This is a genomic window from Nonomuraea sp. NPDC051191, from assembly GCF_044455665.1.
Taxonomy (GTDB): Bacteria; Actinomycetota; Actinomycetes; order Streptosporangiales; family Streptosporangiaceae; genus Nonomuraea.
In genome coordinates, this window is record NZ_JBITEZ010000008.1 from 234,982 (window position 1) to 248,165 (window position 13,184).

Sequence of the window (13,184 nt, forward strand, 5' to 3'; positions counted from 1 at the left end):
ACGTGAGTTCCTACAGTCCCATCGGGCCGGTCGTGGGTGTGGTCGGCGCCGGCCAGCTCGCCCGGATGACGCAGCAGCCCGCCATCGCGCTCGGGGTCGAGCTGAGGGTGCTGGCCGCCGCCGCCGGCGAGAGCGCCGCACGGGTGATCGTCGACACCCGGGTCGGCGACTACCGCGACCTGGCCGATCTGCGCGCGTTCGCCCAGGGGTGCGACGCGATCACGTTCGACCACGAGCACGTGCCGACCGAGCACATCAGGGCCCTGATCGCCGACGGCCACGCCGTGCACCCGGGCGCCGACGCGCTCGTGCACGCTCAGGACAAGGCGGTCATGCGCGAGCGGCTGACCGCGATCGGCGTGCCCTGCCCCGCCTGGGCCCGGGTCGCCTCCGCCGAGGACGTCTCGGCGTTCGCCGGCGAGCACGGCTGGCCGGTGGTGCTGAAGTCGGTGCGCGGCGGCTACGACGGGCGTGGCGTGTGGGTCTGCCGCACGCCCGAAGAGGTGGCCGAGGCGTTCGCGACCGGCGTCGAGCTGATGGCCGAGGCGTTCGTGCCGTTCGAACGGGAGCTCGCGGTGCTGGTGGCCCGCTCGCCCCACGGGCAGGGCGTCAGCTATCCGGTCGTGGAGACCGTGCAGCAGGATGGCATCTGCGTCGAGGTGCTCGCCCCCGCCCCCGGCATGGACCCCGAGGACGCCGCCGTCGCCCAGCGCATCGGCCTGAAGATCGCCCACGAGCTGGGCGTGACCGGGCTGCTGGCGGTGGAGCTGTTCCAGACGGCCGACGGCCTCGTGGTGAACGAGCTGGCCATGCGCCCCCACAACAGCGGCCACTGGACGATCGAGGGCTCGACCACGTCCCAGTTCGAGCAGCACCTGCGGGCCGTGCTCGACCTGCCGCTCGGCTCGCCGTCGATGACCGCCCCCGTCGTCGTCATGGCCAACCTGCTGGGCGGCGACGACCCCGACCTGTTCAAGCGCTACGAGCACGTGCTGGCCCACGACCCCGGCATCAAGCTGCACTTCTACGGCAAGGAAGTGCGTCCGGGCCGCAAGATCGGCCACGTCACGGCTCTGGGCTCCGACCTCGACAAGGTCCGCGCCCGCGCCCGCCACGCCGCCGTCTACCTCATGACCGGGGAGTACACGTGACAGAGCGCATCGGGATCGTCATGGGGTCGGATTCCGACTGGCCCGTGATGAAGGCCGCGGCCGAGGCCGTGGCGGAGTTCGGGGTGCCGTTCGAGGCGGACGTCGTCTCGGCCCACCGCATGCCGGTCGAGATGATCGAGTACGGGCGGCAGGCGGCCTCCCGCGGCATCCGGGTGATCATCGCGGGCGCCGGCGGCGCGGCACACCTGCCGGGCATGCTGGCCTCGGTGACGCCGCTGCCGGTGATCGGGGTGCCGGTGCCGCTGAAGTACCTCGACGGGATGGACTCGCTGCTGTCGATCGTCCAGATGCCGGCCGGGGTGCCGGTTGCCACGGTCGCGGTCGGGGGCGCGCGTAACGCGGGGCTGCTGGCCGTACGCATCCTCGGGGCCTCCGACGCCGGGCTGCGTGAGCGCATGGAGGAGTTCCAGGGGCGTCTCAAGGAGCAGGCGTACGCCAAGGGCGAGAAGCTGCGCGCGGAGGCCGCTGAGCTCTGAGCATGCAGCTCAGAGCCGTACAGGCCCTTTCAGGACGGGCGCCCAGGAGGTCTTGTCTCCGGGCGCCCGGGGGTGTTTCTGCGGGTGTCGGGAGGTCTTGTCTCCGGGCGCCCGGGTGTCTTTTGCGGGCGCCGGGAGGTCCTTCTCCGGGCACCCGGTGAGCTACGGCGGGCGCAGGGGCTACGGGCGGCCGAGTGCCCGGTAGTGCCAGCCGGCCGAGCGCCACACCTCGGCGTTGAGCGCGTTGCGGCCGTCGACGATGCGCCGGGTCGCGACCACCGCGCCCAGCTCCTCCGGATCGAGCTCCAGGAACTCTTTCCACTCCGTCAGCAGCAGCACCACGTGCGCTCCACGGACCGCGTCGACGGCCGACTCGCCGTAGTTCAGCTCCGGATGAGCCTTACGAGCGTTGTCGAGCGCGATCGGGTCGTAGACGGTGACCTGTCCGCCCTGGTGGCCGATCGTCACGGCGACGTCGAGGGCGGGGGAGTCGCGAATGTCGTCCGAGTTCGGCTTGAAGGCCGCGCCCAGCACGCCGACCGTGCACCCGTGGAACGAGCCGCCCGCCAGCTCCCTGGCCAGGTCGACCATGCGGGCACGCCGGCGCATGTTGATCGCGTCGACCTCGCGCAGGAACGTCAGCGCCTGGTCGGCCCCCAGCTCGCCGGCCCGTGCCATGAAGGCCCTGATGTCCTTGGGCAGGCAGCCGCCGCCGAAGCCGAGCCCGGCGTTGAGGAAGCGTCCGCCGATGCGGTCGTCGTACGAGAGCGCCTCGGAGAGCTGCTTGACGTCGGCGTGCGCGGCCTCGCAGACCTCGGCCATGGCGTTGATGAAGGAGATCTTGGTGGCGAGGAAGGCGTTGGCCGCCGTCTTGACCAGCTCGGACGTCGCGAAGTCGGTCACCACGAACGGGACCTCCCCGAGCGGCGCGTACACGTCGCGCAGCACCTTCTCGGCCCGCTCCGAGCGCACGCCGAGCACGATGCGGTCGGGGTGGAGGGTGTCCTCGACCGCGAAGCCCTCGCGCAGGAACTCCGGGTTCCACGCCAGCTCGACGCCGACGCCCGCGGGGGCCAGGCGGGCGAGCTTGTCGGCCATGCGCTCGGCGGTGCCGACCGGCACGGTGGACTTGCCCACGACCAGGCACTCGCGGTCGAGGAGCGGCGCGAGCGATTCGATGGCGTTTTCCATGTACGACACGTCCGCGGCGTACTCGCCCTTCTTCTGGGGCGTGCCGACGCAGACGAAGTGCACGTCACCGAAGGCGGCGACCTCTTCGTAGGAGCTGGTGAAGCGAAGACGTCCGGAGTCGAGCCCACGGCGGAGCACGGGTTCCAGCCCGGGCTCGTGAATGGGGAGCTCACCGTTGTTCAGCCGGCGGATCTTGTCCGCGTCAATGTCGAGGCCAAGGACTTCGAATCCGAGATCAGCCATGCAGGACGCATGCGTGATGCCCAGGTATCCGGTCCCGATCACCGTGAGGCGATATGGCACGAGCGAGCTCCTTTCGATCGCCAGGCATGCTACCGGCCTTCGCTACCTCCTTCGTGCCACCTGCACCTGTTCGCAAACCGTACTAGCTGGTAACAAAGTGCTCGGACGTCCTAGTATCTATGCATGAGCTTCCCTCTCTATGCGCCCGCCGAAGAGCACGACATGCTCAGGGAGACGGTCCGCGCCCTGGCCGACGAGAAGATCGCGCCGCAGGCCGCGGCGGCCGACGAGTCCGAAGAGTTCCCCTGGGACGTCTACAAGGCCCTCGTCGCCGCCGACCTGCACGCCGTACACGTTCCCGAGGAGTACGGGGGCGCAGGGGCTGACGCGCTGGCCGCTGTGATCGTCATCGAGGAGGTCGCGCGGGCCTGCGCGTCGTCCTCGCTCATCCCGGCGGTCAACAAGCTGGGCACCGTGCCGCTCCTGCTCTCGGCGTCCGAGGAGCTCAAGCAGCGTTACCTGAAGCCGGTGGCGAGGGGCGAGGCCATGTTCTCGTACGCGCTGTCCGAGCCGGAGGCGGGCTCCGACGCCGCCGCCATGAAGACCCGCGCCGTTCTCGACGGCGACCACTACGTGCTCAACGGCACCAAGATGTGGATCACCAACGCCGGCGTCTCCGAGTACTACACGCTGATGGCCGTGACGGACCCGTCCGCGGGCGCCCGGGGCATCTCCGCCTTCGTGGTGGAGAAGTCCGACGAAGGGGTCTCCTTCGGACCGAAGGAGAAGAAGCTCGGCATCAAGGCCTCGCCGACCCGCCAGGTGATCCTGGAGAACGTCCGCATCCCGGCGTCCCGCATGATCGGCGAGCCCGGCACCGGCTTCAAGACGGCCCTCGCCACCCTCGACCACACCCGCGTCACCATCGCCGCCCAGGCACTGGGCATCGCCCAGGGCGCCCTGGACTACGCGATCGGCTACGTGAAGGAACGCAAGCAGTTCGGCCGCGCGATCGGCGACTTCCAGGGTTTGCAGTTCATGATCGCCGACATGGCGATGAAGCTGGAGGCCGCCAGGCAGCTGACCTACCGCGCCGCCGCCAAGAGCGAACTGGCCATGCACGGCCGGCCGCAGAAGGACCTGACCTTCCTGTCGAGCGCCGCCAAGTGCGCCGCCTCGGACGCCGCCATGGAGATCACCACGGACGCGGTGCAACTCCTGGGCGGATACGGGTACACGAAGGACTTCCCGGTGGAACGCATGATGCGCGACGCCAAGATCACCCAGATCTACGAGGGCACCAACCAGATCCAGCGCATGGTGATGGCCCGCCAGCTCCTCAAGTAACCCTTGACGTGCGAAAACCCCGCCTGCTTGTCGGGCATGGCGGGGCTGGGCTGTCGGTCAGACGAAGCCTTCGGCGATGAGTTGGGTGCCGTGTTCGTTGATGACGTGGCGCCGGCCTGATCCGCCGGCGACGCGGCACCAGCTTTCCACGGTCAGGCGGGACTGTTCCAGTCGGTAGCCGAAGCCGCCGTACATGCCGGGGACGGGGAACCAGCAGGCCGGGTTGCGCTGTTCGGTGAGGGGCTCCAGTTCGGGGAGGCGCAACTGGTGTTCGGTGATCAGGTCGTCGGCGCGTTCGTGGATCAGTGCGTGGAAGTGGAGTTGGATCGAGGCCAGGGTCTCGGCCGGCACGTGGTGGTGGACGACCGGCGTGAGCGGCTCCAGCAGGTGATGGTGTCCCAGGCGGGCGGCGATGGCTGCCGCCTGCTCTCCTTGGGCCGTGCGCAGCGTGCGCCAGGCGCCGCGGGCGATCAGTCGGTGAGCGATGTCGGCGTCGGCGCCGTGCCAGGCGGCCTGGTGAAGCGGGGTGTATCCGCTGGTGCCGCCGACTCTGGCGCCGTTGATCCAGTCGGGGTGCTCTTCGAGCAGGTCGAAGACCGCAGGCCAGTTACCGTCACGGGCGGCGTCGGCCAGTTCGTCGCGTGCCTCGATCACCCGATCGTGGTAGCTCGACCGCAGGGTGACGCCGTCCCAGGTGGAAGCGTTGACCATCCGGCACTCCTCTGATCGGCCCGTCGGAGACACACCGAGCAGTGTGTCAGGGCCGGAGCTGCGGGCAGCCCGTGGGCGGTGGTCGTCGTAGGGTGGAGCTGCGTCTGAGGGATGGGAGGCTGAGGTGGCCGGGGTGACGCTGACCGAGGTGATGGCCGAGCTGGCCGCGTTGGAGGACCCCAAGGCGCGCGAGGTGAACGAGAGACACGGCGACGATCACGGCGTGAACCTCGGCAAGCTGCGCGCGCTCGCCAAGCGGTTGAAGACGCAGCAGGAGCTCGCGTGCGAGCTCTGGGCGACGGGGGACACCGCGGCGAGACTGCTGGCGATGCTGATCTGCCGTCCGAAGGCGTTCGGGCGTGACGAGCTGGACGCCATGGTGCGCCAGGCGCGTAGGCCCAAGGTGCACGACTGGCTCGTGAACTACGTGGTGAAGAAGAGCCCGTACGCCGAAGAGCTGCGTGTGGCCTGGTCGGGCGATGCGGATCCGGTGGTCGCGAGTGCCGGGTGGGCGTTGACCGTCGAGCGTGTGGCGAAGAAGCCCGAGGGGCTCGACCTGGTGGGGCTGCTCGACGTCATCGAGGCGGAGATGAAGGACGCCCCCGATCGCCTGCAGTGGGAGATGAACAACTGCCTGGCTCACATCGGGATCGAGCACGCCGAGCATCGTGCCCGTGCGGTCGACATCGGTGAGCGGTTGGAAGTGCTCAAGGACTACCCGACGTCCCCGGGGTGCACGTCGCCGTTCGCGCCCGTCTGGATCGCGGAGATGGTGCGCCGGGGGCAGGGCGGGACGGTGGCTTCTCAGGCGAAGTGAGTCGCCATGACGTCGAATGGCAGGGTTCGAGGGACGGGCCTGGTTCACATTTCTAGTTGTGGCGGGAGATCGAGCTCTTGGCCAATGTCGCGCGGGCTCAATTCGGAGGGTCCGTTTGGCGCCCTTTCCAATGGATTTCCATTGGTTTCGATGATCGGCCGCGTCCCTGGCGAGAAGGGCCTTCGTCGTCACTCGGCATTCGCGTGGGTATTTCGGAGTCCTGGTAACCGTGACGGGTGTAAAGCGCAATGGCGGGAGCGTTGCATGGTTTGACGGAAAGCTGCAGGGTGGCCGTCGAGGAAGGTGACGACGTTGTGCGAGCCGCGCATCGTCAGGCGTGCCCGCCGGCGTTCCTCGCGCTCGCCTTCGCCCTGCCAGTCGGCCAGTGTGGCCCCGAAGGCGCGGCCCGCTTCGGTGAGCGCGGTCAGTCGTCGGGGGACAGGATGCGTAGTCGGATCACGTTTCCGGCCTTGCCCGTCGACCGGTGGGACGGGCAACGGAATTGTCGCCGGAGGAAGTCGAATTACGGAGTCCGGTCGGGCCCGGCGTTCTCGCGGCTCCAGATCCGCCTGGCCCGGGGGAGATCCCTGATCGTGCCGCCTTCCGGGATCATGCCCCAGAGGAAAGGGATCAGATAGGCGGGCGGTCCGTCCAGGAGTTCGGTCAGTTCGTCCTCGGTGACGGGGAGGGTGAATGCGGGGCCGGGGCGCGCGGGGAGCCAGCCTTGTCCGAGGGCACGGCGGACGCATCCGGCGACGAGCGGCGGACGGATCGCGATTGTCCGCGCTCCCTCCCAGTTGTCCGGCCGGGCGCAGGGGAGTGACACGCGGAGAACGCGGCCGGGATTCTCGTCGCGTTCGACGACGAAGGTGAGCGGGCTCGGGGAATCGCCGCGAGAGGCGGGTCTGTGGCTGACGCGCCAGCGGAAAGCGGTGCCGTCGACCGTGATGAGCCGGGAGCCCTTCTTGGGCATCGTCATGGGCGCCTCCGGGGGTTGTCGAATCGCAGGACGGCCGTCAGCGTAACTCGCCGGACTTCGCGGGCGGATGTGGACCGGTGCGGGGTCTCCGACCGGTCCTTGGGGCGTTCGCCGTCCCGTGTGGTTGCGGGGGCGTGGGGTTGCGGGGGCGGGCGGGGCCGGGCGCGGGGTCAGTCGCCGGTGTTCTGCGAGGGGGTTTCGGGCTTCTGGGAGTTCAGCCAGGTGTGCGCGGCCGAGGTGCCGGTGATCCAGAGTGCCGCGAAGCCGCCGGAGGCCGTCGCGCCCGCCATGATGGCGCCGGCGACCGTGCTGCCGTTCCCGGTGGCGAGCAGGCCGGCGACGACACCGACGAGCACCGCGAGCAGGGCGCCGCTGACCGCCGACCAGATGAGGGTTGCCTTGCTCATTCGTATCCCCTTGCCGTACGGGCTTTTTTCATGACGTAGGAGTACCAGCGGGGCTCGGGGACGCGTCCTGGCAATTGATCATTCCGGCCATGATCGCGCTTGCCTCGGACGTATTCGGACGATCTCGGATGGATTCGGCTGAGAGGGGCTGAAGGGGCAGATGTGTGTGTTGTGCTTGGCACCCCGACAAGACCGACTTATGGCACTATGGCTACTTATCTCAGCGCGATGAGATGTGGCGCCCGTCTGTCTTCTCGTGCGCCACTTCCACTCTTAAACCGGACAACGGTGTCCGAACCGGAGCGGCTCATGAAAGATGTCGATCAAGACGAAGATCACCTTGCTGTGCTTGTGGCGCGTCTGAACAGGTTGCGTAAAGTTGAATGCGGAAACCCCTCGCTGAAACGGATTGAAAAAGTCGCCCTCGCTCTTTTGGCAGAAGACCCCGAACGAAACAGATGGCGCCGGCCGTTGCCGACCTCGACCGTGTCCGACCTGCTGAACGGCAGGTCGCAGAAGGTACCGGACTTCATGCTGATGCGGACCATCGTCGAGGTGTGCCAGGTGATCGCGGTGAAGTCCGGCATGCCCATCGAGACTCCGGAGGAGCTGACCAGGGAGTTCAGTGCCCTGTGGCAGATGGCCAAGGAAGGGGAGGGCGAGTCCGTGCGGCGCGGGGACAGGCCGCCGGCCGCCGATCGGACCGGCGGGGACGTCCTGGAGCCCGTTCCCGGTGAGCAGTCGTCGTGGCGGCCGTCACCCACGGAACTGCGTGTTCCCCTGCATTGGGGGCGTTTGGGCATGTTCCGGTTGCGGTCGGCGGAGAGAGGTGACGCCAGGGCCGCGCACGAGCTGGCCGTCCTGCTGGCGTGCGAGGCGTGCGGCGCGGGTGGGAAGGAGGCCGAGCACTGGCGGCGGCTCGCCACGTACTGGAACCACCGGGCGCTCGGCGCGGTGCCGGAGGCGGCGGGCTTCCAACTGCGCGGGCGCCGGTTGGCGGCGATGGCCAGGACCCTGGCCGAGGAGTGCGCCGAGGCGGGAAAGCCCAGCTCGACGTACTTCTGGAAGGCCGTCCGGCAGGCGGAGGCGTCCGTACCGGCTGTGGAGGTGCGGGCGGTGGAGATGCTGCGGGAGGCCGAGGTGCCCGCGGGCGCGGTGGAGGCGGAGGTCGGCTGATCGCGGTGTGGCGGTCCGCCGCGATTCGCGGGTACGGATCCGTGCGCCGCACGGCGGGCCTCGCCGGACGGCCCGCCCCAGAGCTGGGCACTCGCCCCCCGGCGGCCTCCAGGACGAGGCCACCGGCGGTTCGACGGCGACGGCTACCGGGCCAGGACGCGGACGTTCCCGTACGTGCTGCGCGCGAGGATGGTCCTCGGGCTGGACTTCGTGCTCTTGAAGTCGGAGTGCTCGGAGCCGTCCTCGCTCTTGACCGTGACCTGGTAGGAGTCCTTCGGCACGCGGACGGTCACGCCGCCCTCGCGGGACTTCAGGTCCAGGTTCGTGGGCGGCGTGGCGAAGGCCAGGGAGATCGAGCCGTCCAAGGTGCGCCCGCGCACGCTGGGCGACCGCAGGCCCTCGCCCTCGATCATGCCGGAGTCGCTCAGCAGGCGCAGCTTGCCCGAGGCGTCCTTGACCTCGATGCGGTCGCCGCTGGAGACGTCGACGTCCTGGGTGAGTCCGTTCAGGATGACGCCGTCGGGGGAGTCGATCGTCAGCCGCACCCCGGCCGGGACCTTCACGTGGTAGCGGGCGCCGCAGTCGCCGACGATGAGCGTGCAGTCGGCGCTGAGCCGCAGCACGCCGTCCCGCAGCGACCAGGAGGAGTTGGTGGCGGCCTTGCCGCGCGCCCAGCGCTGCACCTCGATGGCCGGGCTGGTGCCGGGCAGCACCCGCAGCCCGCCCAGCGAGGACGCGATCTTCAGTTCGGCTCCCGTGAACGGGAACGTCTGGACGGCCGGCACCTCTTCGCTGTCGAAGCGCACGCTACAGCCGGTGACCGCCAGGATTGCCACGATTACCACCAAAAGCCTCATGGAATCGATCGTGGCGAAGCGGCGGCGAAGGCCCATCGGCCGTTCGACCGATGGCCCTCCGCCATTCGGCCATTGGAACCACACCCCCGACGCCAGGGAACGCCGGTGGGACCCAGCCCGACGCCGGTGGGGCTACAGCGCCGACAGCAGGGCGCGCACGTGCGGCAGCGGATCACGGCCCAGCGGGCGGACGACCACCGTGCGCGCCCCGGCCGCCCACATGCTCCTGACCTGCTCCGCCGCCTGCGCAGGGGAGCCGGCCGCCATGACGACGTCCTGCGGCGGCACGCCCAGGAAGGCCGCCTGGTCCCGGACCACCGGGTGGGCGAGCCGGTCCGCCTCGTCACCGATGTGCAGGAAGGTGAAGACGGCCAGCTCGTGCTCGTCGCCGCCGGCGATTTGAGCGACGATGCCGGGAAGCTGCTCAGGCCCGACGCCCTCCGGCACGATCGTGCCCTGCGCGACGCGGCCCGACAGCGCCAGCGACCGCGGCCCCTTCACGCCCGCCAGGACGGGCGGCGGCACGTCCGGCGGATGCACCAGCGACACGCCGTCGAGGTGCACCGCCTTGCCGTGCAGGGTGACCGTCTCGCCGCGCAGCAGGGCGCGTACGGTCGTGATCGTCTCCTCCAGCAGGGCGAGCGGCGACGGCACGGCGGCGCCGACCTGGCGCATCCATTCCTGCACGCCGTGCCCGATGCCCGCGGCCAGCCGGCCGGGATGCATCCGGGCCAGGTTGCCGATCTCCATCGCCAGCAGCATCGGGTTGCGCAGCGGTGCGGGGGTGATGCCGATACCGACGCGCAGCCGCGACGTGACGGCCAGCGCGGTGGCCGCCGCGGAGACGCCGCCGGTCCAGCCCAGGTCCTCCACCACCCACAGGTCGTCGACGGCGGTCTCGTCGAGCGCCCGGGCGAACGGGATCAGCTCCTCGGGCGGCAGGTCCCGGTCGAACATCACGCCAAGCCTCACGAAGCCCTCCAGTAATAGCGGAACAACCGGCCGACCTCCGAGTATCCGGCACGCAGGAAGGCGTTCGCGGTAGGCGTGTTGCCCACGTCGGTCCCGGCGACGATCCGCTGGAGCCCGGCCTCGGCCAGCGTGCGCGTGCCGTGGGCGAGCAGGTCGTCGACGTAGCCCTGCCCCCGGTGCTCGGGCACCACGCCGATGTAGGCGATGGAGTGGTCGTCGGGCGCGACCAGGCCGACGGGGGAGTCGCCCAGATGGCCGACGACGAACCAGCCGGGCTTGGCCCTGCGGTTGAGCAGGTCGTCGTACATCCAGCGGGCCTCGTGCGCGGCGCCGGCGGTGGCCACCTCGACCTGCGTGTCGTGGTCGAGCGAGCCCTCGGAGATGCGCATGAGGAGGGCGAGCACGTCGTCGGGGCGCATCTCGCGGGCCGGCCGGTACGTCAGCCTGCCCGGGTCCTCCGGCAGGTCGGTGCCGGCCGCCCATTCGAGCGTCAGCCGTTCGACCTCCATGACGAACCCGGCCGCGGTCAGCGCCTCGTGCTCCACCGCCCGGTCCACGACGGGGGTCAGGCCGGGCGCGAGCGAGATGTCGTACATGATCTTGTCGAGCCCCGTCGTGCGCAGGCCGCGGCGCAGCAGCTCGGCGGCGGCCGCGGGGTCGGGGCCGGGGTCGAACTGCCAGACGATCACCGGGTCCGCGCCCGCGAAGGGGGCCCAGAACGCCAGGCGCGCCCGTCCTTCCGCGAAACACCACTCCGGCCGGGTCCTGCCCTCGTCGAAGGCCGCGGCGAGCTGGGAGCGGGCAGGCTCGGGGAACTCATCGAACAACGTGGAAGCCTCCGGACGTGAGGGGGGCTCTCCCCGTGAGCCTACGAGCCGGCGGCTCAGGGAAGGTGTGCCCTGGATGACATCACGTCCAATGATCCCGGCGGCCGGCGCGGTCAGGCGGCCGGGTCGAGGGCGGCGCGGGCCTCGCCGAGCGTGGCGCTGGTCTCGAAGTGCCGGTCGAGATTGGTGATCGTCAGAAGGTGCCGGATCATGCCCGGCCCGAGGACGAGGATCATCCGTCCGCGCAGGTCCTGGACGTGGTTGAGCGTCGCCACCAGGACGCCGAGCCCGACCGAGTCGCAGAAGGGCACCTCGGTCAGGTCCATCACCAGATTGAGCGGATCAGCCGCCGCCAGCGCCTGATCGAGCTCGGCGCGAAGCCGAGGAGCGCCCGCCACGTCGAGATCGCCGACGACGTGCAGGACGGTACAGGGGTCCTCCCGCCAAGACTTGACCACCATGGCAATTCACGTGCCCTGGCTTTAGCTAGTTATGCCTATTTCTTGCAGATGTTCTCCATGGCGGTCTTGGTCGTCGGGGTGGCGCTCGGCTTGCTGGACGGTGCGTCCGGCTGCTTGAGCTTCTTGATCTTCGGCTGGTCGCTGCCGGCGATCACCTCGACGCCCTCGACGTCGGCCTGCCGCAACTCCGCGCCCGGGATGACGGACGCCACCAGGCGGGCGGCGGCCTCCTGGCCGGCGGCGTAACGCACGAGAGTCTGCTTGTGGTCCTTCTTGTCGGTGTTGCCGGGCTCGCCGGGCACCTTGAACCCGGAGGCCGCCAGCGCCGACTTGGTACGCGCCCCCAGCCCCGTGATGAGCGTGCCGTTCATGACCTTGACCGTGACGCTCTCCGGCGGGACCACCGTCTTGACCGGCGCGGGCGTGGCCGTCTTGGTCGGCGCGGGCTTGGCGAGGTCCTGGTCGGCGTCGATGCGGCGGAACATGTCGCGGGCCGCCGGACGGTCCCACAACACCGCGGACTCGCCGGTCGGGGCCTTGAAGTCGACGTTCGCGAGCGGCACGTCGGCGAACCGGACGTCCTCCAGCGAGACGTCGCGGAGCTGGGAGGCCAGCCCGATCAGCCCGTCGTCGGGATCGACCTTGACCGTGCTCAGCGTGGAGTTGACGAACGCGGCGAGCTTGGCCGGGTTGGCCAGCGTGTCGGCGCTGAGCGCGCGATTGAGCAGCGCGGAGATGACCTGCTGCTGCCGGTCGATGCGGTCGAGGTCGGAGCGGGCGGTGGCGCGGGTGCGGGCGTAGCCGAGCGCCTGGGCGCCCTGGAGCTGGTGGGTGCCGGCGGGCAGGTTGAGGCCCGTCTTCGGGTCGTTGATCGGGATGGGCGTGCAGACGGTGACCCCGCCGAGCGAGTCGACCACGTCGATGAACCCGAGGATGTTCACCTCGATGTAGCGGTTGATCTCCAGCCCGGTCGCGGCCTTGACGGTCTGCATGGTGAGCTTCGGCCCGCCGTACTGGTAGGCCGAGTTGATCTTGTGGTCGCCCTTGCCGGGGACCGTCGTCCAGGTGTCGCGCGGCAGGCTCACCACGGTGACGCGCTGGTGGTCCTCCGACAGGTGGATGACCATCATCGTGTCGGTGCGCTGGCCGGACTCGCGGCCCAGCTTGAGCTGGTTCTGCTGCTGCCGGGTCAGGTCGTCGCGCTTGTCGATGCCGACCAGCAGGATGTTCTCGGCCCCCTGCGACTTGGGGGCGGTGACGCCCGCGTCGACCGTGCCGATCTGGCGCGGGGTCGCCCAGACCACGCCGGTGGTGACCAGGATGCCCGTGGACAGCACGCCCGCGACGATCACGTTGCGGCGGCGCGCCTTGGCACTCCTGACGGGCCTGCGGGGACGGGTGGCAGGGGTCAGCCTGACGCCGCCGTAGGCGTCGCCGCCCACCAGCACGCCGCCGTCCTCCTCGCCCGGTTCGCGCATGCCCTCCTCCTCGTATCCGCCGGGGACGTAGGGCTTTCGATTGCCCTTCTCCCCTGGTCGTACAGTAGCG

At 70.0% G+C, this 13,184-nt stretch carries 14 protein-coding genes; 5 read left to right on the forward strand and 9 right to left on the reverse strand.

The features are described 5' to 3' along the window. Positions 1-2 precede the first annotated feature (2 nt). On the forward strand, positions 3-1,151 hold the full coding sequence (locus tag ACIA8R_RS24565; protein ID WP_357702610.1) for a 5-(carboxyamino)imidazole ribonucleotide synthase: 1,149 nt from the start codon (positions 3-5) through the stop codon (positions 1,149-1,151). A gap of 20 nt (positions 1,152-1,171) precedes the next feature. After that, complete coding sequence (gene purE / locus ACIA8R_RS24570) at positions 1,172-1,648, forward strand: 5-(carboxyamino)imidazole ribonucleotide mutase (RefSeq protein WP_357702729.1); 477 nt, start codon at positions 1,172-1,174, stop codon at positions 1,646-1,648. Between the two features lie 180 nt (positions 1,649-1,828). Here purE and ACIA8R_RS24575 read toward each other — a convergent pair whose 3' ends face one another. Continuing rightward, entirely contained in the window at positions 1,829-3,142 is a 1,314-nt protein-coding gene (locus tag ACIA8R_RS24575) for a UDP-glucose/GDP-mannose dehydrogenase family protein (protein WP_357702612.1), read from the reverse strand. A 123-nt stretch (positions 3,143-3,265) separates the two neighbouring features. Between ACIA8R_RS24575 and ACIA8R_RS24580 the strand changes: the two genes are divergently transcribed. Further along, positions 3,266-4,429: an acyl-CoA dehydrogenase family protein gene (locus ACIA8R_RS24580; RefSeq protein ID WP_364086331.1), complete on the forward strand. Its 1,164-nt coding sequence runs from the start codon at positions 3,266-3,268 to the stop codon at positions 4,427-4,429. Between the two features lie 57 nt (positions 4,430-4,486). On the opposite strand, the gene ACIA8R_RS24585 is transcribed toward ACIA8R_RS24580, so the two are convergent. Further along, positions 4,487-5,140, reverse strand: a complete 654-nt coding sequence (locus tag ACIA8R_RS24585; protein WP_397040553.1) for a hypothetical protein — start codon at positions 5,138-5,140, stop codon at positions 4,487-4,489. Positions 5,141-5,291: 151 nt separating this feature from the next. On the opposite strand from ACIA8R_RS24585, the gene ACIA8R_RS24590 reads away from it, so the two are divergent. Next, positions 5,292-5,957, forward strand: coding sequence for a DNA alkylation repair protein (locus ACIA8R_RS24590; RefSeq protein WP_397040754.1), 666 nt, complete (start codon positions 5,292-5,294; stop codon positions 5,955-5,957). A 523-nt stretch (positions 5,958-6,480) separates the two neighbouring features. Here the strand turns inward: ACIA8R_RS24590 and ACIA8R_RS24595 are convergent. Next, on the reverse strand, positions 6,481-6,936 hold the full coding sequence (locus ACIA8R_RS24595; RefSeq protein ID WP_397040554.1) for a hypothetical protein: 456 nt from the start codon (positions 6,934-6,936) through the stop codon (positions 6,481-6,483). A gap of 170 nt (positions 6,937-7,106) precedes the next feature. Next, positions 7,107-7,343 (reverse strand): hypothetical protein, encoded by a 237-nt coding sequence (locus ACIA8R_RS24600; RefSeq protein WP_364086337.1) that lies wholly within the window; start codon positions 7,341-7,343, stop codon positions 7,107-7,109. Between the two features lie 471 nt (positions 7,344-7,814). Here ACIA8R_RS24600 and ACIA8R_RS24605 point away from each other — a divergent pair, with 471 nt between their 5' ends. Then, positions 7,815-8,519: a hypothetical protein gene (locus ACIA8R_RS24605; protein WP_397040556.1), complete on the forward strand. Its 705-nt coding sequence runs from the start codon at positions 7,815-7,817 to the stop codon at positions 8,517-8,519. 143 nt (positions 8,520-8,662) lie between these two features. On the opposite strand, the gene ACIA8R_RS24610 is transcribed toward ACIA8R_RS24605, so the two are convergent. From ACIA8R_RS24610 to ACIA8R_RS24630, 5 genes are all read right to left on the reverse strand, one after another. Next, positions 8,663-9,355, reverse strand: coding sequence for a DUF4097 family beta strand repeat-containing protein (locus ACIA8R_RS24610; RefSeq protein WP_364086341.1), 693 nt, complete (start codon positions 9,353-9,355; stop codon positions 8,663-8,665). Between the two features lie 153 nt (positions 9,356-9,508). After that, positions 9,509-10,348: an LLM class flavin-dependent oxidoreductase gene (locus ACIA8R_RS24615; protein ID WP_364086343.1), complete on the reverse strand. Its 840-nt coding sequence runs from the start codon at positions 10,346-10,348 to the stop codon at positions 9,509-9,511. After that, positions 10,345-11,175 (reverse strand): GNAT family N-acetyltransferase, encoded by an 831-nt coding sequence (locus tag ACIA8R_RS24620; RefSeq protein WP_397040559.1) that lies wholly within the window; start codon positions 11,173-11,175, stop codon positions 10,345-10,347. Before ACIA8R_RS24620 ends, ACIA8R_RS24615 begins: the two co-directional genes overlap by 4 nt. Positions 11,176-11,288: 113 nt before the next feature. After that, the gene (locus tag ACIA8R_RS24625; RefSeq protein ID WP_357702635.1) at positions 11,289-11,636 is read right to left on the reverse strand and encodes an STAS domain-containing protein; all 348 of its coding nucleotides are present in this window, start codon (positions 11,634-11,636) and stop codon (positions 11,289-11,291) included. Between the two features lie 35 nt (positions 11,637-11,671). Next, the gene (locus ACIA8R_RS24630) at positions 11,672-13,114 is read right to left on the reverse strand and encodes an LCP family protein (protein WP_364086348.1); all 1,443 of its coding nucleotides are present in this window, start codon (positions 13,112-13,114) and stop codon (positions 11,672-11,674) included. Positions 13,115-13,184 lie beyond the last annotated feature (70 nt).